The following is an 18,779-nucleotide window of genomic DNA, read 5'->3' as shown; positions in this document are numbered from 1 at the left end:
ATACGATGATTAATCTACCAATATATCTTTTGCAGGTGTATTGGTTTCTGGGTTTTTAGGTAATGTTACTTTCAAAACGCCCTCCGTGTATGCTGCTGAAATATTTTCGGTTAAAACTTTACCGTTTAATGCGAAACCTCTTTCAAATGCACCATTGGCATATTCTCTGCGGCTAAAATTATTTGCATCGTTAGTTTCTTCGGCAGGTTTATAGCTAATGGTTAAAATATCATTTTTGGTAACCACTTTTAAATTTTCCTTTACTAAAGCTGGTGCATATAAATTAATGATGAAATTATCATCACTTTCTTCAATATTTACAGGTACACGGCGAAAAGCCTCGCCAAATCTGGCTTCAAAGTGTTTCCCGTAACCATGGCCAAAACGACCACCAAATTTGTGCCCACCACGGCCACAACCTCTGTTCATTCTATCTGTTCTAAATTGTTCGTTATACATGTTCTTAAATTTTAATCTTTAAATTTTTAAGGCTCGTTTGCCTTTTGTTTTATATTATGGAAATTCTTTTAATTGGAAATTCCTTTTCTTTTTTTGAGCTTGAAAATCTCTTCAACTGCCCTTTTATATCCGCCGGCTTCAATAAAGGAGTTGTTAATTTTCTTAATGTTTTTAAGATAATCTGGGTTTTCTAATACCGTTTCAATTGATTTTTTTAATGTTTCTGCATTTAAGTTTTTTGCATCAAGAACTATAGTTGCCCCCAATTCTTGTGCTCTGTTTGCCATAAAAAACTGATCTGCACCTAATGGAATAGATACAAAAGGCACATTGCTATAAAGAATATCACCAATGCTGTTCATCCCTGCGTGTGTTATTGCTACGGTAGCATGCTTTAAAATATCCATTTGTGGCACATAATTTCTTACGATGAAATTTTCAGGAATATCAAATTTTGAAACATCAATATTAAAGGCCGCCATTACTACAACGGCATCCAAATTAGCAAAGGCTTTAAAAAACAGCTTATTAATTTCATCAGAATAATTGCTGAATACTGTTCCTAATGAAATATATATTACTTTTTTACCTTGAAGCTTTTCAAAAGGAAAATATACTTCGTATTTCTTATTGTAAACTGGCGGACCAATAAAAATGAAATTCTCATCATATTGATCTGGGTTTGGAGCAAAATATTTGGAAGTGTAAATGATATTTAAATCGCCTTTATTAAAAAAGAGATTCATCATATTCTCTGGAACATCCACCTGATATTTTTGAATTAAATCTTGACGCACTTTCTTAAAAGCTTCAATAACCTCAGGATTCATGCCCATAAAACCACCCTGTTTACCAAAAGATTGAGGTTCTTCGGTTTTTTTAGCCATTAAATCTTTCATAGTCATAAAAACAGCGAAAGAAGAAATTGTAGGAATTTGCAATACCTGAGCAATTACATTTGCATATGGGTAAGCGGCAGAAAAAACGATGTAATCAAAAGTTAAATCTTTAATTTGAGCCAAAATATCATCAATAAATTTCATCGGCTCTAACAGTGCGCTTACCAAACCAGAAGTTGGTTTTTCATCTACATTATTCTTCTTTTGGAAAATATTTAAATCATCCTTGTAGCATTTGAAATCTGCGCCAATTCCCTCAATAGATTTTTTAAATTCATCAGAGCTAAAAAAAGTTATCTTTTCTCCTTGGTTAATTAATTCGCTCGCTAAACCTAATACTGGGTTAACGTGACCGTGGGAAGGAATACATAAAAAAAGTATATTTGACATTTTGATTTTTATTGAATGTTATTGTTTTTGCGGGCGCTATCTGGCGTGGTAGTATCCTGCATTTTATTGTTGTGGTGATTAAAACTATGCGATCTATAATGCTCATTGCAGCAATCGCCTTCGTTATAATGTCTGTTTTTAAAATCAAGCCTATCGCGATAGCCGTTTTGAACTGCCAGTACATTTAAGCTGTAAAAAGTTGCTGCTGCAGCAACAAGTGCTAATATTCCTCTAAATATTCTCATGGCTCAATTAATTAATGTTTACGTGATTGGTTATTCCATTGCTTTGAACTTCTGGTTTGTACCATTGCCCATCAATAGGAGTAATTTTTTGGAAATGGCTTGGGTAATAACCTTCAAATCGCTGTGCGAAGTGGGATCTTCTGCCTCTGAACATCATTTTGAAAACCACACCGATTACGGCAGCAATCAAAATAAACTTAAATACAAATGGTATAAAGAAAAGGGCTGCACCAAGTACAATTCCAAATCCTATGGCTTTAAATATCTTTTTCATTTTTCTTCTTATTTTAATTAGGAAGACGAATGATTTTAGATTTTACTTTAAAATATTTTAATAATTTTTTACGCAGTTGGTTGACTGATAGATTTTTATAATATTAATCAATAAAAAAGCCGGCATTTGCCGGCTTTTAATTATCTGCGATTTCTATGATCTCTGTTTCCACAACGGGCTCTCCATTCTGTTCTAAACTTTGCCCGTTCCTCTTCGTTCATACTATGCCATTTTTCTCTTAATATTCTACCATCACGACCAAAGCCTCCTGGTTTATTTTTAAAGCCACCGCCACGCCCAAAATTTCCAAATAAAATCCGGCAAAGTACAAGTAGTCCAAGTGCCTGCCAATAATTAAGCTTTCCTGTATGTGCCACTTCGGGCAAAATCCAGTTCCATAAAAACATAACCACATAGCCCAGTACCACTGCAATGAGCAATGCTACGGGGAAAAAGAAAAAGAATTTCTTTTTTCGATTAAAATTTCTATTCATCATGCCTGCAAATTTAATAGTTAATAAATTCCTGATATAAATTTTGTAAACGGTTGCGCAGATGCTTCACTGCATAACCTTTTCTTGAGATTAAAGTTTTAATATTTTCACCGGTTTCATCCGCAATTTCCTGAAACGTTCTTTCTTCAAGCTCGTTCTGAATAAAAATATAGCGTTGGTTTTCTGGTAATTCCTCAAGTGCAACAAATAACTGATCCCAAAATAACTTTTTTAATTCTTCGGCTTCTTCCGTACTGGCTTCAGCCATTAAAATCTCCCTAAAATTTATTTCGCCATCCTCATCCTCATAGCTCAAATCATCCAGCAATTCGTCTTTTTGTTTTCTGTACTTGTCGGTAATTTTATTTCTCGCCACCCGATAAAGCCAACCACTAATCTGCTCAATTGCGCTTGCTTCGGGCTGGTTACTCAACTGGTACCAAACATCCTGCAAAATATCTTCCGCATCCTCATCCGTATTCACCCGCCCGCGGATGAAACTGAACAAGCGCTTACCGTAATTGGCAACCGTGGAAATGATATTTTGAGATTCGTTTGTTGGCACTATTTATTGTTTTATAAATCAGTAAACGGACGAAACTCAATATTACTTTAAATTTTCTTTACTTTTTTTGGAAAACTTTAGAGCAGGTATTTTTTTAGGCTTTGGTAAACGTAAGAAAGTGGTTTTCGGGTAGCGGCAGCCCTGCTTTACATTACAAGTCCGCACTCGTACCTCGCTTGCGGGCTTTACACTGCAATCAGGTTTAAAGAAATAAAAGCAGCAAAAGAAATAAATCAGCAGCTAGCACAATTAACTATAGCAAAGGTAATTATTGCTATTTTAGCCGTAAGTAAATTTAAGCACTTAAACTTATTTAAGCGCTCCCGTTGGATTAGTTCCTTTATCTACTACTACTTTTACATTTCCGGTTAAATCTGAAACATAAATTTTAGAGGCTGAAGATTTATCAATGCTATTGAAAAATATTCGGTCATCAGCCGTTACAAAAACATAAGGTGTATTAATTTGAGAAGGAGAAATCCTGGTAATCTTTTTTGTAGCTAAATCTAATATATAAACGCCTTCAGTAGGAATTTTAGAAGTTTTATCTTCCAATTTCCCCGCGTTAAAAATCAATTTTTTGCCATCCTTTGTGTAGAAGAAACGGTTATCGCTGGCAAAGGTAAAATCATTTCCTATTAAGTTTCCAATTGGTTTAGTATCTATTAGTTTGCCCTTAATATCAAAAGTATATAAGTTAATCAAATCATGAGCCACCAACTCGTTTGCGTTTTTCCAGGTTGGAGAATGAACGCTTAAATTTGAAGCACTATCCAACATTACATACCCTGAATTATCGGTTTTAATAACCCCAACTTTCCAATTGCCATTTTTGTTTAAAACACTAAAAGCAATTACATTCCCATCTGCAGACCAAACTGCCTGATAATAATTATCACTATTGACTATTAATTGGCCCTGACTTTTATTTTCCATATCGGCAACCCAAATAGTTATATGCCCAGCTGGATCTTTAACGGTATAGGCCAATTTATTGCCATCAGGCGAAATTGCTGGATTATTAGCGCCACCAAAAGAAACCTGATTAATGGTATCAGCACTGCTTGCAACAATTTTATCTCCATTTTGGTAAGCAATAGCATAACGCTTTGTGCTTAAAGAAACCGTATCTAAAATTGCTTTAGTATTTTCTTTATCATTATTAGCGGTGCATGAAGCAAAAAGAGCAATACAAGGTATTAAAAGGTTAATTAAACGCATAAAACAGAATTTTTTTGATCTACTGCAATTTTACAAAATACTTTTAAACAAAAAAGATCCGAACTCAATAGAATCCGGATCTCAGCTGTTTTATGATAAAATATGGACTTAACCCTTTTTCTTATCTGCGTAACCAAATACTTTTTGAAGCAGGTTAGTACTACGTGAGCCTAAATTTCCTCTTATCTTAAGTTCTTCTTGCGCAACCTCTATAAACAAGCCATCAATAGCTTTTTGTGTCACGTATTCGCTTAAATTAGTGTTAACAGGTTTTACTAAAGGCAAGCGATTATACTGTGAAGTTAAATCACCATAATATTTTGTTGCATTAACCTTATTTAGGCTGTTGGTTACAATAGGGCTAAATTTTTGCATTAACTGCGATGTGGTAACTCTTTTAAAGTATTCAGTAGCAGCATCATTATTGCCCAATAAAATATTGGTAGCATCCGTTAAGGTCATTTGTTTAATTGCCGAAACGAAAATGGGTTTTGCTTCTTTTGCAGCATCCTCAGCGGCACGGTTTAGGCTGGTAATTACGTTATCGCAGAGCGAATTTAAACCAAGTCCTCGTAATGTTTTCTCAACCTTTTGCGCCTCGGGTGGCATTAATATTTTAACGGCAAGGTTGCCTAAAAAACCATCCTTAGCTGATAATCTATCGGCACCTGCCGAAACACCAAGTTCTAAAGCTTGCTTTATTCCCTGCCCAATTTCTAAAGTAGATGGCGTACCAAGGCTTGATGTAGATGTGCTATTTGTGGTTGTAGTTTGTTTATTCGTTACCTTTTTAAGCAAATCGCCTAATTTGGTTTGACTTTGTGCATTCAGGCTTCCAAATAATGTTAATGCCAATGATGCTAAAATTGCAGTACTCTTCATTTTGTTTGTTTAGTTATTCTTAGCAAAACCACTGCCATAAATACTATTTACATGCAGCAATTAAATATACTTTGCTTTAAGTTTTGTGATTAAAGATAATTAGAGCACATCTATATCTAAGGGTTTAATTCGCGTAATAATTTAGTTTATGTCTCATCACTCAAAAATATTTTTTATACTTGAGGATAATTCGCTTTAGCTACTCAGATTTTTGAAGTTTATAAAAAATACAGCTGGAAATAACCAGCAAGATGATGCAAAATTAATTGCCGAGTATAAAAATACCGACAATTTAAATTCATTGGGTAAACTTTACAATAAATATATGCACTTGGTTTTTGGAGTTTGTTTCAATTATTTTAAGGATGAAGAGCAAAGCAAAGATGCGGTAATGCAGATTTTTGAAGAACTGGTTTCTAAACTCAAAAATCATGAAGTGCAAAATTTTAAAAGTTGGTTACACGTTTTAACACGTAACCACTGTTTAATGGCCCTTAGAAAATCTGCAAGGCAAAATAACGTTTCTTTAGATGATACTTTTGTGGAAAACAGTGAGTTTGTGCATCTTGATATCGACAACACAAAAGAAACACAGCTTACCACAATGGAAAAGTGTATGGAAACTTTGCCTGAAGAACAGCGAAAAAGCGTAGATTTATTTTATCTACAAGAGAAATGCTATAAGGAAGTAGCCGATTTCACAGGTTATGATATGCTTAAGGTAAAGAGTTATATCCAAAATGGAAAGCGAAATTTGAAGATTTGTATAGAGAAAAATAGTAGTGAATAACGATTGGTTAGATATTGATGTTCTGGAAGATTACCTTGATGGTAAACTTGATGCTAAAGCTATGCACTTTGTAGAAAGGCAGGAGTTGGAAGATCCTTTTATTGCCGAAGCACTCGAAGGCTTGCGCCAATCTCCAAAAAGGAAACAAAGCTACTCTATTCTTCAAAAGCAATTGCATGATCGTATTGCAACAAAGCCCATTAAGCGTAGGCTGTGGGGTATTACCACTCAAAGGTTAAGTATAGCAGCAACAGCTACAGTAGCGTTTATTACGGTTAGTATTTTGTTTTTTATGCGAGAGATTAACCATCGTAATGAAGTTGCTCTACATAAAGCAAATGGAGTTGTTGTTAATTTAGATACCAACACTGCAATTGCAAGTACCCAACCAAAAGCTGCCGAGACAAGTACGGATACAAATGAAAAGGTAAAATCTTTAATTATTGATAATGCCATTAAGCAAGCAAAAACCGGAGATTTGGCTAAAAATACCAAACCTTTAAGTAAACCTATAGTTGTTTCTGCTGCTCCAGTTAGCATAAATAGAAATAGAATAGAAGCCGAAGCTGCCGCAGATAAGTCCGAAATTTTATCTACTCAAAAAGCTAAAGTAATGGCTGCGCCCGCTATGGTTTCTAATGGAGCTGTTTATAGCGGTACCGTTAATGCAGAGGGTAATGGCTTGCCCGTATCTGGTGCAATAGTTAAAGTGGCGGGCACTAAAAGCGAAACAAAAACAGATGCTAATGGTAATTTTTATTTACCTGTTGATAGCAGTTTAAAAAACCGAGAACTTTTGGTTAGGGCAGAGGGTTATAAAGATGCAGAAGTGCCAAAAGCAAATGATCCAAATACAATAAGAGTTGCTTTAAGAGGCGATTTATCTTTAAATCAAATTGCCGCCATGACAGGATCTAACGGGAGAGAAAGAAAGACAATCCCTGCTGGAAAAATTGTTTTGAAAGGGAATCCATCCTTGGACGCTAAATCTTCAAAGGAAATTACTGTGCCTGTACCAGTTCCTACGGTTGATTACGAAGCATATTTAGAAAATAATAACAAATTATATAACCCAAAAGGACCTGAACAGTATGTCACTTTAAGCTTTAAGGTGCGGAAATCTGGACGACCAACCTCAATTAAAGTTATAAAAGGTTTAAACAAAGAAGCTGATGCAGAAGCAAAGCGGCTTGTTGAAAGCGGGCCGGATTGGGTTCTACCAAAAAATGGAAACGACAACGTGGAATTAAAGATTAAATTCTAATAGTTGCATCAAATTCACTAATTCTATTTATCAAATACCAGCACCAAAATTAATTTTGGTAAATCATATTTCTCATGTACAAGTTACCCTATTTTACAGCCGAAAACCAAGATGCTGTTCTTGATTTTATGCATAAAAATTCATTCATCACTTTAATTGGATTTGATGGCGAATTTCCTGTCGCCACACAGGTTCCTGTTAAAACTATAATCGATGGCGACAAAATTAAACTGGTTGGTCATATTATGACAAAAACAGATCACTGTAAAGCTTTTGAGCAAAACCCTAATGTACTTGCCGTTTTTAGTGGTGCACACGCTTATATCAGTGCATCCGTTTACGAAAGCCCAGCTGTAGCATCTACATGGAATTATAAAACGGTGCAAGCAAAAGGTGTAATCAGATTAATGTCGTCTGAGGAAACTTATCAGGTTATTAAAGATTTAACAAACCATTACGAAAATCCAGGAACAAGCCCCGCGGCGTTTAACAAAATGGACGAAGCTTATATTCAAAAACATTTAAAAGCAATTACTGGTTTTGAAATTTTGGTGAATAGCTTGGATCACGTTTTTAAAATGAGCCAAAATCATTCTCCCAAAAATCAGGAAGCCATTATTGAAAATTTAAAAAATAGTGATGATTTTTTAGCGCAGGAAATGGCTAAAGAAATGAGGAAAGGAAAAGTTTAATTCTGAGTGGAATGAAAATAAAAAGGGCCAAAGTTTTTTAAAACTTTGGCCCTTTTAAAATATTATTAATATTGTATTATTTGAAGTAGTAAATTAAGCCGTAAATAATTGCGGCTAACGTTGCTGATACAGGAATGGTTAAAATCCAAGCCCATATTAAGTTAATAGTTACCCCCCAACGTACTGCTGACACGCTTTTTACTAAACCTACACCCACAATTGAACCTGTGATGGTGTGAGTTGTAGAAACAGGGATAGCGAAATGCTCTGTAATACCTAATGTTACTGCACCAGCCGTTTCTGCTGCTACACCTTCTAAAGCTGTTACCTTAGTGATTTTTGAACCCATTGTTTTTACAATTTTCCAGCCACCACTCATGGTACCTAATGAAATTGCAGAATAACATGCCACTGGTACCCAACCTGGCATAGATTCAAAATTTGGAATAACTTTAGATGCAATTAAAGCTGTAGCAATAATACCCATTACCTTTTGAGCATCGTTACCACCGTGAAAGAAACTTAAAGCCGCAGATGATAAAAGCTGAAGACGTTTAAACCATTTTTCTGCAGTAGCAGGTTTCGCATTGCGACAAATATTAATGATTATCAAAGTAATAACAACGGAAATAACCATACCTATAACCGGTGCTAGCACAATAAAGGAAACAATTTTAACCACATAACCCATGTTAACAGCATCCAGCGGACTAGCGCCTGTTAGCAATGCATGTGTCATCCCGGCCCCAGCAAAACCGCCAATTAAAGTGTGGGATGAACTTGAAGGAATACCATACCACCAGGTTAATAAATTCCAGATGATTGCAGCAATTAACCCGGCAAGAATAACTTCTAAGGTAATATAATTTTCAATTACGGTTTTGGCAACCGTATTTGCCACTTTATGATCTGTGAAATAGAAATAAGCTGCAAAGTTGAAAACAGCAGCCCATAACACCGCCTGAAAAGGCGTAAGTACTTTTGTAGAAACAACTGTTGCAATCGAGTTTGCGGCATCGTGAAAGCCATTAATGTAATCGAAAGCAATAGCCAGTATTACAACAACAACCAATAAGGTAGTTACCATGTTTATTTTTTATTAAGCGTTTTTAACAAGGATAGTTTCAAGCACATTCGCAACATCTTCACATTTATCAGTCGCTTTCTCTATCGTTTGTAAAACCTCTTTATGTTTAATTAATTCAATCGCGTTGGTTTCGTATTCAAATAAACGGGCTACCGCTAAAGTAAATACATAATCAGCTTGGTTTTCGCCACTATTAATACGGATACAAGCATCGGCAATAACGCGGATGTTTTTGAAACTACGTAATTCTTTAATCGCTTTATCAATATCTGTACACATTTCTACTAAAAGCTCAGCAATTTTTACAATTGGCTCGCTAATCGTGTTCATGTTGTACATTTGCATGCGGTTTGCAGTCCCATAAATATAGTCAGCTACATCATCAACGGCGGTTGCCAGCTGGTGGATATCTTCCCTATCAAATGGAGTAATAAAGTTCTTACTTAATTCAAGAAAGATAGAATGGGTAATGTCATCACCAACATGCTCTAAGCGCTCAATCTCTTTAAAAATTGTTTTTCTGCTCTCTGCATCTGCAGTGCTTACCATTTCTAAAAGGGCTTCTGCTATTTTAAGTGCATTGCTACCAGCCTGTTCAAAAAGCGGATGGAACTTTCTATCTTGTGGGGTAAAGAACTTGAAAATATTGTTCATCTTAATTTATAATATTTTGCAAAGCTACACGCTCAATGTTAAGTTAATGTTAAGTTATAAATTATATTAAGTAATTCTCCTTAATACATAGTGCTTTATGCGCTGATTTATAGCGTTTTGAGGAGCGACAATAACGGTTTAAAAAATTAGTGTTAACTTTTGTTGAAGTATTTGAATGCCCAAAATGCAGAAAAATGAATTTAACTGCCTTTTTGTAGGGTAAAAGCAAATGTGGTACCTATGCCAGGTGTACTACGAACGGAGATGGTTTGTTGGTGTGCTTCTAAAATATGCTTTACAATGGCTAAACCAAGTCCGGTGCCCCCAACTTCTCTGGCTCGATGAGTATCTATACGGTAAAAGCGTTCAAATAAGCGAGGCAAATGTTTTTCTTCAATGCCCATTCCATTATCTGTTACTTCAATTAAAAATTGATCGTGTAATTCGAAGATCTTAATAGCGGTTTCGCCATTTTCTACACCATACTTAATACTATTTACAATTAAGTTGATTAATACCTGTCGGATTTTCTCTCGATCGGCAGTAACCATTGTAGGTGCTGTATATTTATCCTTAAAGAAAAGTTTAATATTTTTTGAGTGTGCACGATCTTCCAGATATTCCATTACTTCTTTGGCAAGATGTACAAAATCAAATTTCTGATAGTGTATTGGAGATTCTCCTGTTTCAAGTTTAGAAATTACATCAAGGTCGCTAATTAAATAGCTTAATCTTTCTACATTATTTCCTGCTTTTTTAAGAAAAATAACCGCTTGTTCTGGGTCATCAACTACACAATCCTGTAAAGTTTCAATATAACCTTGGATAGCAAAAAGGGGAGTTTTAAATTCGTGAGATACATTTGAAAGAAATTCTCTCCGAAATTGTTCCTGTTTTTTTAATAAATCAATTTCTTTTTTCTTTGCACCCGCCCATTCTTTTACTTCATTTTCTACATCATTAATGGGGTCAGAACTTACATATTCACCCAGTGCTTCTTTTAAATCTTTTCCGAGTTTAAGATTATGAATTAGCTTGTAAATGAGCTTAATTTTGGTGTAAATGTACTTTTCAATCAGGTAATAGAAAACTATGAAACTGGTTATAAAGGAAATCCCGAAAGAAATTAGCAAATAGTACCAGCTTCCCTGAAAGTGATAATTAACCAGCCCGATTGAAAGACCAACCGCCAAAGCGGTAAATAAAACCAGCACACTTAATTTCATGCTGCAATTTAAGAGTTTTATATTAATGCAATGTTAACTAAGCTGCTTTTCCGTCAAATATTTCCAGTACCGTTTAGGTACATGCTGTAAGTGGAGCTTAGTGTTTTTACGAGCTACAATATTTGCACTTTTAAAATAATCTTTCCATAAAATAGAATACAGTTCTTCCTTTTCGTCCATAAAAACGGCATCTGGTTTTTTCTTATTAAGCTGATCTGTAAAACTCATTGTAATTTCTTCAACAGTATTTAAATCATAATAAAGCCCAAATTTTCGTTTTAAATCATAAATAATCCATTGCTGATCGGCGTATCTATTTTTAAAGTGATTTGATATTAAGGGCAAAACATTAAAATCTGGATCAATGGCGGCATAGAACATGCCATCGCCAGTTTTTTGGAAACGGATGAAAGCCTCCATCCGATGTTTCTCTCTTTCAACACTTTTAGCATATTTTGAAAGCGCTATTACATACTCATTTCCATAATTATTTTCAGCGCCATTAACACTTTTAAACATGTAAAGCGCAAATTGAAAAAGATGGTTGTAGGCTTCCTGAATTTCTGATAAGTAAGAACAATAAAACTTGCGCAACCATTCCTTTTTTAGTTTTTTTTGTAGTCCAGCCCAAACTCGATCTGCCTTTTGATGATCGGTTATCACGGTAAATGATTCTGCAAAAGCTTCTGGTTGAAAAACGCTTACAGATTTTAGCACAACTTTTCCCGGCTTGCGATCAAACCATTCAAAAACTGCTGTAAAAAGTCCAGGCATAGAGCCATCAAAAATGTAAGTCATGGTAATTTTTATTATTCTATTTGCAGAAAAAAATAATACAACTAAAATAAAATCAATTGGTTGCTATCTGTTTTTAAATACTTGCTCTGACTTTCTGCTAAAATAAAGGCTTTAATTTGTGTGCCCTGATAATCTTTTAATTGATATGGACTATCAGCACACGTGATAAAATATTGCGCTCGATTATAAGAAACACCAATTTTTTTTAACTGGTCAATTCTTAGTTTTCCAAATTTTCTGGCCTGAACAATTTTTTTAGCGGACATTACTCCAATTCCAGGGATGCGAAGAATCATTGCATAATCTGCTTTATTAATATCAACAGGAAAATGCTGCATATTTCTAATGGCCCAACTTAATTTTGGATCAATATCTACATCAAGATTGGGATTGGCATCATTTAAAATCTCCTGAACTTTAAAGCCGTAAAAGCGCATTAGCCAATCGGTTTGATAAAGCCTATTTTCTCTTAAAAGGGGCGGTTGAGTGCCTAATATGGGCATTCTGCTATCATTGCTAATGGGTACGTAGCCAGAATAATAAACTCTTTTTAAGGAGAAGTTTTTATAAAACGCATTTGCCATATACATTACATCTTTATCGGTTTCTGGTGTTGCACCAATAACCATTTGTGTGCTTTGCCCTGCTGGAACAAATTTTGGAATGTGCTTAATTAATTTTTTATCAGCAGCAAATTGAGCAATATTTTCCTGCACAAAACTTAATGGTTTAATCACTTCCGCGTGGCTTTTTTCTGGAGCTAATAATTTTAAACCAGCTTCTGTAGGCATTTCTAAATTAATACTCATTCTATCAGCATACAATCCAGCTTCCTTAATAAGCTCATCACTAGCCCCAGGGATAGTTTTTAGGTGGATGTATCCGTTGTAGCGCTGCTCTAATCTTAATTTTTTTACCACAAGCAAAAGCCTTTCCATTGTAAAATCAGCATTTTTAAATATCCCTGAACTTAAAAATAAGCCCTCTATATAATTACGCCGGTAAAAATTCATGGTTAACTCCACAACCTCATCTACAGTAAATGCAGCTCGTTTTACATCGTTACTTTTTCTGGAAACGCAGAAAGCACAATCAAAAATGCAATGGTTGGTTAAAAGAATTTTGAGTAAAGAAACACATCGACCATCTTCTGTATAGGTGTGGCAAATGCCAGAAGAATGACTGTCGCCTATGCCTTTATTATCATTTTTACGTGTGCCGCCACTAGATGAACATGAAACATCATACTTTGCAGCATCAGCAAGAATATTTAGTTTTTCTCGAATACGATCATACATAGCTTTTTATTTGCTAACAAAAATAGCAAATAAAAAGCTAATAATATTAGTATTTATACTTGATTGTACTCTATTTAGGAATGTTTAATTTCCTTCCCACTCTTTATAAAATTGCTCTAAGTATTGAAGCATAAAAAGATGTCTTTCTTCAGCAATTGTTTTACCTGCTTCAGTATTCATCATATCTTTAAGTAAAAGGAGTTTTTCGTAAAAGTGATTTATAGTGGGAGCGTTGGTGTTTTTATAGCTTTCTTTTGATAGATGTTGCTCAGGCTTAATAGCTGGATCATACAAAACACGATTCTTAAAACCGCCATAGGTAAAGGCCCGTGCAATGCCAATAGCACCAATTGCATCCAGGCGATCTGCATCTTGTACAATTTGCATTTCTTTAGATGTAAAACCTCCATCATCAAAACTGTTTTTGAATGACATGTTTTGAATAATCAATTTTACATGTGTAATGGTTTCTGCCTTAACGTTGATAGATTTTAGAAAGTCTTGGGCAATTTTAGGACCTAATTCTTCATCCCCATTATTAAATTTTGGATCGGCAATATCATGTAGTAAAGCAGCAAAAGCAATGACAAGCTCATCACCATTTTCTTTTTTATTGATGTTTAAAGCGGTTTTATAAACACGCTCTATATGAAACCAATCGTGCCCAGCCTCTGCATTTTCGAGCGTTTTTTTTACAAAAGTAATGGTGCTATCTATCGTATCCTGCATAACCTAAATTTAAAAAAACAAAGGTATTGAAATTATGCACAGGGCAGATAAGTGGAATGAAATTTAAATAATGATCAGGAAATATGTGCAGGTTCTTGGTCTACATCTATTAATTTAATAATTTCATTAGATTGGATGGTTAATACATGCAGAATTTCAACTTCTAAAATTTCAGCAATCTGAAATAATCTTTCAACGGTTAATTTGCTGTAGCCCAACTCGATTTTACTATATGCGTTTTGCGATATTTTTAACTTCGCTGCTAAATAATCCTGGGTGTAATCTCTATATTCTCTAATTTTTCTAATATTCGCAGCAACATTCTTCGTCTTCAAAGCCAATAGATCTTCCATAAAATAGGGATAGTTTTAATTTAAAAATTATATAAACGAAGTTCCCTCAATTCTGGATTTTTCTGACTTGGATTTTTTGCCAAAAATTATGTGGAAAAGAAAATTAAGATAGAAATATTAAAAAATATCTTTTTAAATACTCTTTGTGTAGCGGCTAGTTAACTAGAATGTGTTATTTGAGGGATATTAATGTATGGGAGAATTAAATTTAGTATAATCCCCAATCATCTTTGATCTCATCTTTTTCAAAATGTTTAACCCATTCTATAAAGATGATACGAAATTTCTCAAGCTCATTAAATACTATGTTTTTATACTCTGGAGCACAAATTTCAAGCATATCTGCAGCTTCTATCTGTATTTCGAGTTCGCGACAATTTGCTCTTATTATAGATGCATTTTCCATGCGTAAAACATAAATATCGGCACCTTCAGCTCCAACAATTTTAGGGCAAATTATTAAAACATTTTGCATAATCAGATTAGCTGTTAATTCTGCCATTTCGCCTTTTAGCGTTTCGCAGAACAGGGCAGCATATTTATAAACTGCCCTTGCCTGATCGTATAATGTTTTAGCCCTAAGTGCTTTTAGTTTGCTTTTTTCAGTTTCCTGATGTGGTAATCTATCATCTTCACCTAAGCTACTAAGTTGTTCCCATTCGGGCATGTGGTTCATGTCGTCAAAATCCATATTTTTTCAATTTGAAGCTGCGTTATGGGGCGCAGAAGAGCGTAATATATTAATTTTTCAGGAAAATCTTATACTTCTGCCTGCGTAGTTCGTCTACTTCCGTCGTATAATTCATATTCAAGTAAGCGACAATCTAACTTTCCGTTGTAAAATTCTACCTTTTTTGAAGCTTTAAGGCCTATTTTCTTTGCTAAATCTGGATTTCCGGTAAATATATATCCAGAATAACCTTTGCATTCTTTTTTCATGTAATCGCCCATTCGTTTATACGTTAATTCAAGTTTGCTGTGCACGCCAAGGCGTTCACCATATTCTGGATTAAAAACCACAACGCCTTTACCGCCTTCAGGTACTGGTGTTAGTTCAAAATCGCAAACTTCAAAATCAATCAAAGTATCCACTCCAGCGGTTTTTGCATTTCTACGGGTAACCTCTACAGCATCTTCCGAAATATCAGAAGCTATAATTTTTAAATCGATATTTTTAATTACCTGATCTTTTAAAATTCTTCGCTCAGCAAAAAACTCCTCTTCGTTGTAGCCCAAAATGTGCATAAAGCCATAATTCATTCGGTATAAACCTGGCGCTCTATTAGTCGCAATTAAAGCAGCTTCAATAGCAAGTGTTCCCGATCCGCACATTGGGTTTATAAAAGGAGATTTTTTATCCCACTGGGTGGCATAAATTACGCCTGATGCAAGTGCCTCCAGCATTGGTGCTTTTCCAGGAATTTTGCGATAACCATGTTTGGCTAAGGTTTCGCCCGAAGTATCCAAAAACATATCGGCATCGGCATCTTTCCAATATAAATGCACTACAGTTTTATTTGCATCAGATCCAGAATTTGGACGGATTCCCTTTTTTTCTTTTATACGATCAACAATGGCATCTTTAACTTTTAAGTTTGCAAAAAGAGGGGTTGTAATATTTGGATTATCAACATTTGAGGTTACCGAAAAATAGCCCGAAAAATCAATTAATTCTTCCCATTCTATTTCGGCAACTTCTTTATATAAATCATCAGGAGTGATGGCTTTAAAACTTTTTATCGCGTATAAAATCTGACTTGCACAACGCAGGTTTAAATTGAGTTTAATGCACTCTGTTAGGGTTATGTTAAGCTCAACGCCTGTAGCAAAGGCTCTTTCTATTGTGTAACCCAAAGCGGTAACTTCATCTTGTAAGTAAGGAGAAAGTCGCTTGTTGCAGGTAATAATTACCTTGCTTTTATTGTGGAAAACTTGCATCATAATATATGCGAAGTTATCAATAAAATTATAGAGATTTGATGTTTATAGTACATTAAGTAGTATTAGATATGGAAATTAAAGGAAAAGTACACGAAGTAGGTGCCACACAGCAAGTAAGTGAAACGTTTAAAAAACGTGATTTAATAGTAGAATACGCAGAAAACCCAACATACCCAGAATATATTCGTTTTGAGGCATTACAAGATAAAACTGCATTATTAGATAGCTTTAAAGCAGGCGATGAGGTTGAGGTTTTCTTTAATTTACGTGGTCGCCCTTGGACAGATAAAGCAGGGAAAACATCATATTTTAACAGTTTGGTTATTTGGCGTATTAATGCAATTGCAGCAGGTGCTGCTCCGGCAGGTACTCCAGAATATGCAGCTCCAGTTGATGTGAGCAATGCACCAGGTGAAGATGATGATTTACCTTTCTAAATAAAGACTCTTTTTTAAGCAAACAATTTTGAATGATGCCGGGATTTATTCCGGCATTTTTTGTTTCTTAATTTTTTTAGCAATGTATTAATGCTTCATTTACAGGATGATAATGCATGTTAAAATATGTTAAAAACCTATGGGTAAACACGTTATTGAGTATTTTTGATCTCTGGTAGATTTAATCTTAAGGAGCATTCCATTTAATGAAGAAAAAAAGTTTTTGGTTTATTACCGTTTTAATGACGGTTGCACTGCTCGGTGTTTTTGTAATGCAATTGTATTACATCAGGGAGGCGTATAGCCTAAAATCACAGCTTTTTGATGAACAAGTAAATCAAACTTTAAGTGATGTAGTAAAAAAGGTTGAGCGCCTAAATGTTGCTGATCACCTTACTAGAAAAGATGCCGAAAACCGCTTAAGGCAGTTGCAGGATTCGCGACAAAGAGCTTTAGATATCAAAGATTTAAGGCAAAAATTTGTGCAGGAATCTGAATTAAGACAAGCAGAGCGAGAAAATCAAATTGAAAACTACTTAAACCAACAAGATAGTTTAATCAGGGTTTCGTACCGTGGACCGAAGTTTATTTCTGAGAGCGATTTTAAAACCTTATCAACAAGAAAATCATCCATTTCAGGTACTCACCTGGAGGTAAATATGGATGCAGTTGTTGATTTAAATAGCCTTAATTTAAAAGGCTATAGCATGCGTACAAAGTTAGTTGGCTCTGGCGATACCAAAACTTTTAACTTTAGAACGCCTCAAAATTTACCAGATACGATTCGTTACCTTGTTGCTGACCCAATGACGGGTAATCCATTATTGGTTGGCTTGCCTAAAATTTCTGATGATTTGGAAAAAAAGTTTAAGCGTGAGGATGATATTGCAAAAAAGAAGCTTGAGCTTAAAATTGCGGCACTAGGTAAAGATACTTTCTCTTATTCACGTTCAAGTATTGTAGAAGATGTATCTAAAGAATTGCAGGAGAGAGATATACCGATTTATAAAAGAGTTAAATTTACTGATCTGGATGCTATTTTAAAGCAAGAATTGCTTAATCACGGAATAGATCAACGGTATGATATGCAGGTTAAGCTGGCCCAAAAAGATTCAGTTTTATATTTACAGGCATCTAATTCTGCCAATATCTTTTTGCCAAAAAACACCTATAAAATTCCATTATTTGGTAGCGATTTATTTCGGGATCCTGGCTTACTTATGCTGAGTTTTCCGAATAAAAATTCAGCTATTATTTCAAACCTTAGTGCAACATTAGCTTCATCAGTGGGTCTATTGTTAGTATTGGTTTTTATTTTTTCATATACACTTTATGCCATTTTAAAGCAGAAAAAGGTATCAGAGATGAAAACAGACTTTATAAACAATATGACGCACGAGTTTAAAACGCCTGTTGCAACCATCATGATTGCTAGTGAGGCTTTGAAGGATCCTGAGGTTACAGAGGATAAATCAAGGATAAAACGCCTTGCAGGAATTATTTACGACGAAAATGTGCGTTTGGGAAATCATATTGAACGGGTTTTAAGTATTGCCCGATTGGAAAAAAATGAACTGGAATTAGATAATACAGAAGTTGATATGAACGATTTGATTGCTATAGTTTTAGATAGCATGAGTTTACAGCTTCAAAAAAGAAATGCCATTATAAATTTAAACACCGATGCTGAGCATGCACTTGTTTTAGGAGATGAAATGCATTTATCCAGTGTAATTTATAATCTAATTGATAATGCCAATAAATACAGTACAGATATTCCTGAAATAAGTATTACAACAAAAAATAATAGTAAGTTCTTAATCATCGAAATTTCTGATAAAGGGATTGGAATGACTAAGGAGCAATCGAAAAGAATTTTTGATCAGTTTTACCGCGTACCTACAGGAAACCTGCACGATGTAAAAGGTTTTGGATTAGGTTTAAATTATGTTCAGGATATTATTAAGCGTTTAAATGGCAATATTAAGGTAAGTAGCGAAAAAGATAGAGGAACTACGTTCGAAATATCTTTACCTTACATAAAATAGGATTAACTATCGGTACATAAGCTTGCTTTATCG

At 34.7% G+C, this 18,779-nt stretch carries 22 protein-coding genes; 5 read left to right on the top strand and 17 right to left on the bottom strand.

The features are described from left to right. Positions 1-9: 9 nt before the first annotated feature. The 8 genes from EHC72_RS19640 to EHC72_RS19605 all read right to left on the bottom strand — a co-directional run bounded on the left by EHC72_RS19640 (position 10) and on the right by EHC72_RS19605 (position 5,429). Positions 10-459, bottom strand: coding sequence for an Hsp20/alpha crystallin family protein (locus EHC72_RS19640; protein WP_131539421.1), 450 nt, complete (start codon positions 457-459; stop codon positions 10-12). Between the two features lie 68 nt (positions 460-527). Further along, a complete protein-coding gene (locus EHC72_RS19635) occupies positions 528-1,748 on the bottom strand; it encodes a macrolide family glycosyltransferase (RefSeq protein WP_131539420.1) in 1,221 nt (406 codons plus the stop codon). Positions 1,749-1,756: 8 nt separating this feature from the next. Next, a complete protein-coding gene (locus EHC72_RS19630) occupies positions 1,757-1,993 on the bottom strand; it encodes a hypothetical protein (protein WP_131539419.1) in 237 nt (78 codons plus the stop codon). A gap of 7 nt (positions 1,994-2,000) precedes the next feature. After that, positions 2,001-2,267 carry a hypothetical protein gene (locus EHC72_RS19625; RefSeq protein WP_131539418.1) on the bottom strand — a complete coding sequence of 89 codons (267 nt, stop codon included), beginning with the start codon at positions 2,265-2,267 and terminating at the stop codon, positions 2,001-2,003. Between the two features lie 140 nt (positions 2,268-2,407). Beyond that, positions 2,408-2,764, bottom strand: coding sequence for an HMG-box domain-containing protein (locus EHC72_RS19620; RefSeq protein ID WP_199156712.1), 357 nt, complete (start codon positions 2,762-2,764; stop codon positions 2,408-2,410). A gap of 10 nt (positions 2,765-2,774) precedes the next feature. Next, positions 2,775-3,326 carry an RNA polymerase sigma factor gene (locus EHC72_RS19615; protein WP_131539417.1) on the bottom strand — a complete coding sequence of 184 codons (552 nt, stop codon included), beginning with the start codon at positions 3,324-3,326 and terminating at the stop codon, positions 2,775-2,777. A gap of 309 nt (positions 3,327-3,635) precedes the next feature. Beyond that, positions 3,636-4,547, bottom strand: a complete 912-nt coding sequence (locus EHC72_RS19610; RefSeq protein ID WP_131539416.1) for a TolB family protein — start codon at positions 4,545-4,547, stop codon at positions 3,636-3,638. Positions 4,548-4,655: 108 nt separating this feature from the next. Beyond that, the gene (locus EHC72_RS19605) at positions 4,656-5,429 is read right to left on the bottom strand and encodes a DUF4197 domain-containing protein (protein WP_131539415.1); all 774 of its coding nucleotides are present in this window, start codon (positions 5,427-5,429) and stop codon (positions 4,656-4,658) included. Positions 5,430-5,640: 211 nt separating this feature from the next. Between EHC72_RS19605 and EHC72_RS19600 the strand changes: the two genes are divergently transcribed. The 3 genes from EHC72_RS19600 to EHC72_RS19590 all read left to right on the top strand — a co-directional run bounded on the left by EHC72_RS19600 (position 5,641) and on the right by EHC72_RS19590 (position 8,175). After that, positions 5,641-6,219, top strand: coding sequence for an RNA polymerase sigma factor (locus EHC72_RS19600; protein WP_131539414.1), 579 nt, complete (start codon positions 5,641-5,643; stop codon positions 6,217-6,219). Then, complete coding sequence (locus EHC72_RS19595; protein ID WP_131539413.1) at positions 6,212-7,483, top strand: carboxypeptidase-like regulatory domain-containing protein; 1,272 nt, start codon at positions 6,212-6,214, stop codon at positions 7,481-7,483. The genes EHC72_RS19600 and EHC72_RS19595 overlap by 8 nt, the downstream gene beginning before the upstream one ends. 74 nt (positions 7,484-7,557) lie before the next feature. Beyond that, positions 7,558-8,175, top strand: coding sequence for an FMN-binding negative transcriptional regulator (locus EHC72_RS19590; RefSeq protein ID WP_131539412.1), 618 nt, complete (start codon positions 7,558-7,560; stop codon positions 8,173-8,175). A 76-nt stretch (positions 8,176-8,251) separates the two neighbouring features. Here the strand turns inward: EHC72_RS19590 and EHC72_RS19585 are convergent, their stop codons facing one another. The 9 genes from EHC72_RS19585 to EHC72_RS19545 form a co-directional block, all read right to left on the bottom strand. Next, positions 8,252-9,262, bottom strand: coding sequence for an inorganic phosphate transporter (locus EHC72_RS19585; protein ID WP_131539411.1), 1,011 nt, complete (start codon positions 9,260-9,262; stop codon positions 8,252-8,254). Between the two features lie 12 nt (positions 9,263-9,274). Then, the gene (locus tag EHC72_RS19580) at positions 9,275-9,916 is read right to left on the bottom strand and encodes a DUF47 domain-containing protein (RefSeq protein ID WP_170311739.1); all 642 of its coding nucleotides are present in this window, start codon (positions 9,914-9,916) and stop codon (positions 9,275-9,277) included. Between the two features lie 200 nt (positions 9,917-10,116). Next, a complete protein-coding gene (locus EHC72_RS19575; RefSeq protein ID WP_131539409.1) occupies positions 10,117-11,142 on the bottom strand; it encodes a sensor histidine kinase in 1,026 nt (341 codons plus the stop codon). Positions 11,143-11,175: 33 nt separating this feature from the next. Then, positions 11,176-11,940: a TIGR03915 family putative DNA repair protein gene (locus EHC72_RS19570; RefSeq protein WP_131539408.1), complete on the bottom strand. Its 765-nt coding sequence runs from the start codon at positions 11,938-11,940 to the stop codon at positions 11,176-11,178. A 41-nt stretch (positions 11,941-11,981) separates the two neighbouring features. After that, positions 11,982-13,238, bottom strand: a complete 1,257-nt coding sequence (locus EHC72_RS19565) for a putative DNA modification/repair radical SAM protein (protein WP_131539407.1) — start codon at positions 13,236-13,238, stop codon at positions 11,982-11,984. An 84-nt stretch (positions 13,239-13,322) separates the two neighbouring features. Continuing rightward, positions 13,323-13,967 (bottom strand): HD domain-containing protein, encoded by a 645-nt coding sequence (locus EHC72_RS19560; RefSeq protein ID WP_131539406.1) that lies wholly within the window; start codon positions 13,965-13,967, stop codon positions 13,323-13,325. 74 nt (positions 13,968-14,041) lie between these two features. Further along, a complete protein-coding gene (locus tag EHC72_RS19555; RefSeq protein WP_131539405.1) occupies positions 14,042-14,320 on the bottom strand; it encodes a helix-turn-helix domain-containing protein in 279 nt (92 codons plus the stop codon). A 208-nt stretch (positions 14,321-14,528) separates the two neighbouring features. Then, positions 14,529-15,011 carry a hypothetical protein gene (locus EHC72_RS19550; RefSeq protein ID WP_131539404.1) on the bottom strand — a complete coding sequence of 161 codons (483 nt, stop codon included), beginning with the start codon at positions 15,009-15,011 and terminating at the stop codon, positions 14,529-14,531. 68 nt (positions 15,012-15,079) lie between these two features. Continuing rightward, positions 15,080-16,258 carry a THUMP domain-containing class I SAM-dependent RNA methyltransferase gene (locus EHC72_RS19545; RefSeq protein ID WP_131539455.1) on the bottom strand — a complete coding sequence of 393 codons (1,179 nt, stop codon included), beginning with the start codon at positions 16,256-16,258 and terminating at the stop codon, positions 15,080-15,082. Between the two features lie 71 nt (positions 16,259-16,329). On the opposite strand from EHC72_RS19545, the gene EHC72_RS19540 reads away from it, so the two are divergent. After that, complete coding sequence (locus tag EHC72_RS19540; RefSeq protein ID WP_131539403.1) at positions 16,330-16,698, top strand: DUF3127 domain-containing protein; 369 nt, start codon at positions 16,330-16,332, stop codon at positions 16,696-16,698. A gap of 206 nt (positions 16,699-16,904) precedes the next feature. Beyond that, the gene (locus EHC72_RS19535; protein ID WP_131539402.1) at positions 16,905-18,746 is read left to right on the top strand and encodes a sensor histidine kinase; all 1,842 of its coding nucleotides are present in this window, start codon (positions 16,905-16,907) and stop codon (positions 18,744-18,746) included. Positions 18,747-18,779: the final 33 nt, after the last annotated feature.

It is taken from the genome of Pedobacter nototheniae, from assembly GCF_004335085.1.
Taxonomy (GTDB): Bacteria; Bacteroidota; Bacteroidia; order Sphingobacteriales; family Sphingobacteriaceae; genus Pedobacter; species Pedobacter nototheniae.
This window is presented reverse-complemented; position numbering and strand designations above follow the sequence as displayed.

Bases quoted from the DNA above. Each gene is read 5' to 3' on its own strand.
- EHC72_RS19635 (WP_131539420.1), bottom strand. From the start codon at position 1,748: ATGTCAAATATACTTTTTTTATGTATTCCTTCCCACGGTCACGTTAAC.
- EHC72_RS19565 (WP_131539407.1), bottom strand. From the start codon at position 13,238: ATGTATGATCGTATTCGAGAAAAACTAAATATTCTTGCTGATGCTGCA.
- EHC72_RS19630 (WP_131539419.1), bottom strand. From the start codon at position 1,993: ATGAGAATATTTAGAGGAATATTAGCACTTGTTGCTGCAGCAGCAACT.
- EHC72_RS19570 (WP_131539408.1), bottom strand. From the start codon at position 11,940: ATGACTTACATTTTTGATGGCTCTATGCCTGGACTTTTTACAGCAGTT.
- EHC72_RS19620 (WP_199156712.1), bottom strand. From the start codon at position 2,764: ATGATGAATAGAAATTTTAATCGAAAAAAGAAATTCTTTTTCTTTTTC.
- EHC72_RS19625 (WP_131539418.1), bottom strand. From the start codon at position 2,267: ATGAAAAAGATATTTAAAGCCATAGGATTTGGAATTGTACTTGGTGCA.
- EHC72_RS19580 (WP_170311739.1), bottom strand. From the start codon at position 9,916: ATGAACAATATTTTCAAGTTCTTTACCCCACAAGATAGAAAGTTCCAT.
- EHC72_RS19585 (WP_131539411.1), bottom strand. From the start codon at position 9,262: ATGGTAACTACCTTATTGGTTGTTGTTGTAATACTGGCTATTGCTTTC.
- EHC72_RS19535 (WP_131539402.1), top strand. From the start codon at position 16,905: ATGAAGAAAAAAAGTTTTTGGTTTATTACCGTTTTAATGACGGTTGCA.
- EHC72_RS19545 (WP_131539455.1), bottom strand. From the start codon at position 16,258: ATGCAAGTTTTCCACAATAAAAGCAAGGTAATTATTACCTGCAACAAG.
- EHC72_RS19540 (WP_131539403.1), top strand. From the start codon at position 16,330: ATGGAAATTAAAGGAAAAGTACACGAAGTAGGTGCCACACAGCAAGTA.
- EHC72_RS19605 (WP_131539415.1), bottom strand. From the start codon at position 5,429: ATGAAGAGTACTGCAATTTTAGCATCATTGGCATTAACATTATTTGGA.
- EHC72_RS19550 (WP_131539404.1), bottom strand. From the start codon at position 15,011: ATGGATTTTGACGACATGAACCACATGCCCGAATGGGAACAACTTAGT.
- EHC72_RS19555 (WP_131539405.1), bottom strand. From the start codon at position 14,320: ATGGAAGATCTATTGGCTTTGAAGACGAAGAATGTTGCTGCGAATATT.
- EHC72_RS19610 (WP_131539416.1), bottom strand. From the start codon at position 4,547: ATGCGTTTAATTAACCTTTTAATACCTTGTATTGCTCTTTTTGCTTCA.
- EHC72_RS19575 (WP_131539409.1), bottom strand. From the start codon at position 11,142: ATGAAATTAAGTGTGCTGGTTTTATTTACCGCTTTGGCGGTTGGTCTT.
- EHC72_RS19560 (WP_131539406.1), bottom strand. From the start codon at position 13,967: ATGCAGGATACGATAGATAGCACCATTACTTTTGTAAAAAAAACGCTC.
- EHC72_RS19640 (WP_131539421.1), bottom strand. From the start codon at position 459: ATGTATAACGAACAATTTAGAACAGATAGAATGAACAGAGGTTGTGGC.
- EHC72_RS19590 (WP_131539412.1), top strand. From the start codon at position 7,558: ATGTACAAGTTACCCTATTTTACAGCCGAAAACCAAGATGCTGTTCTT.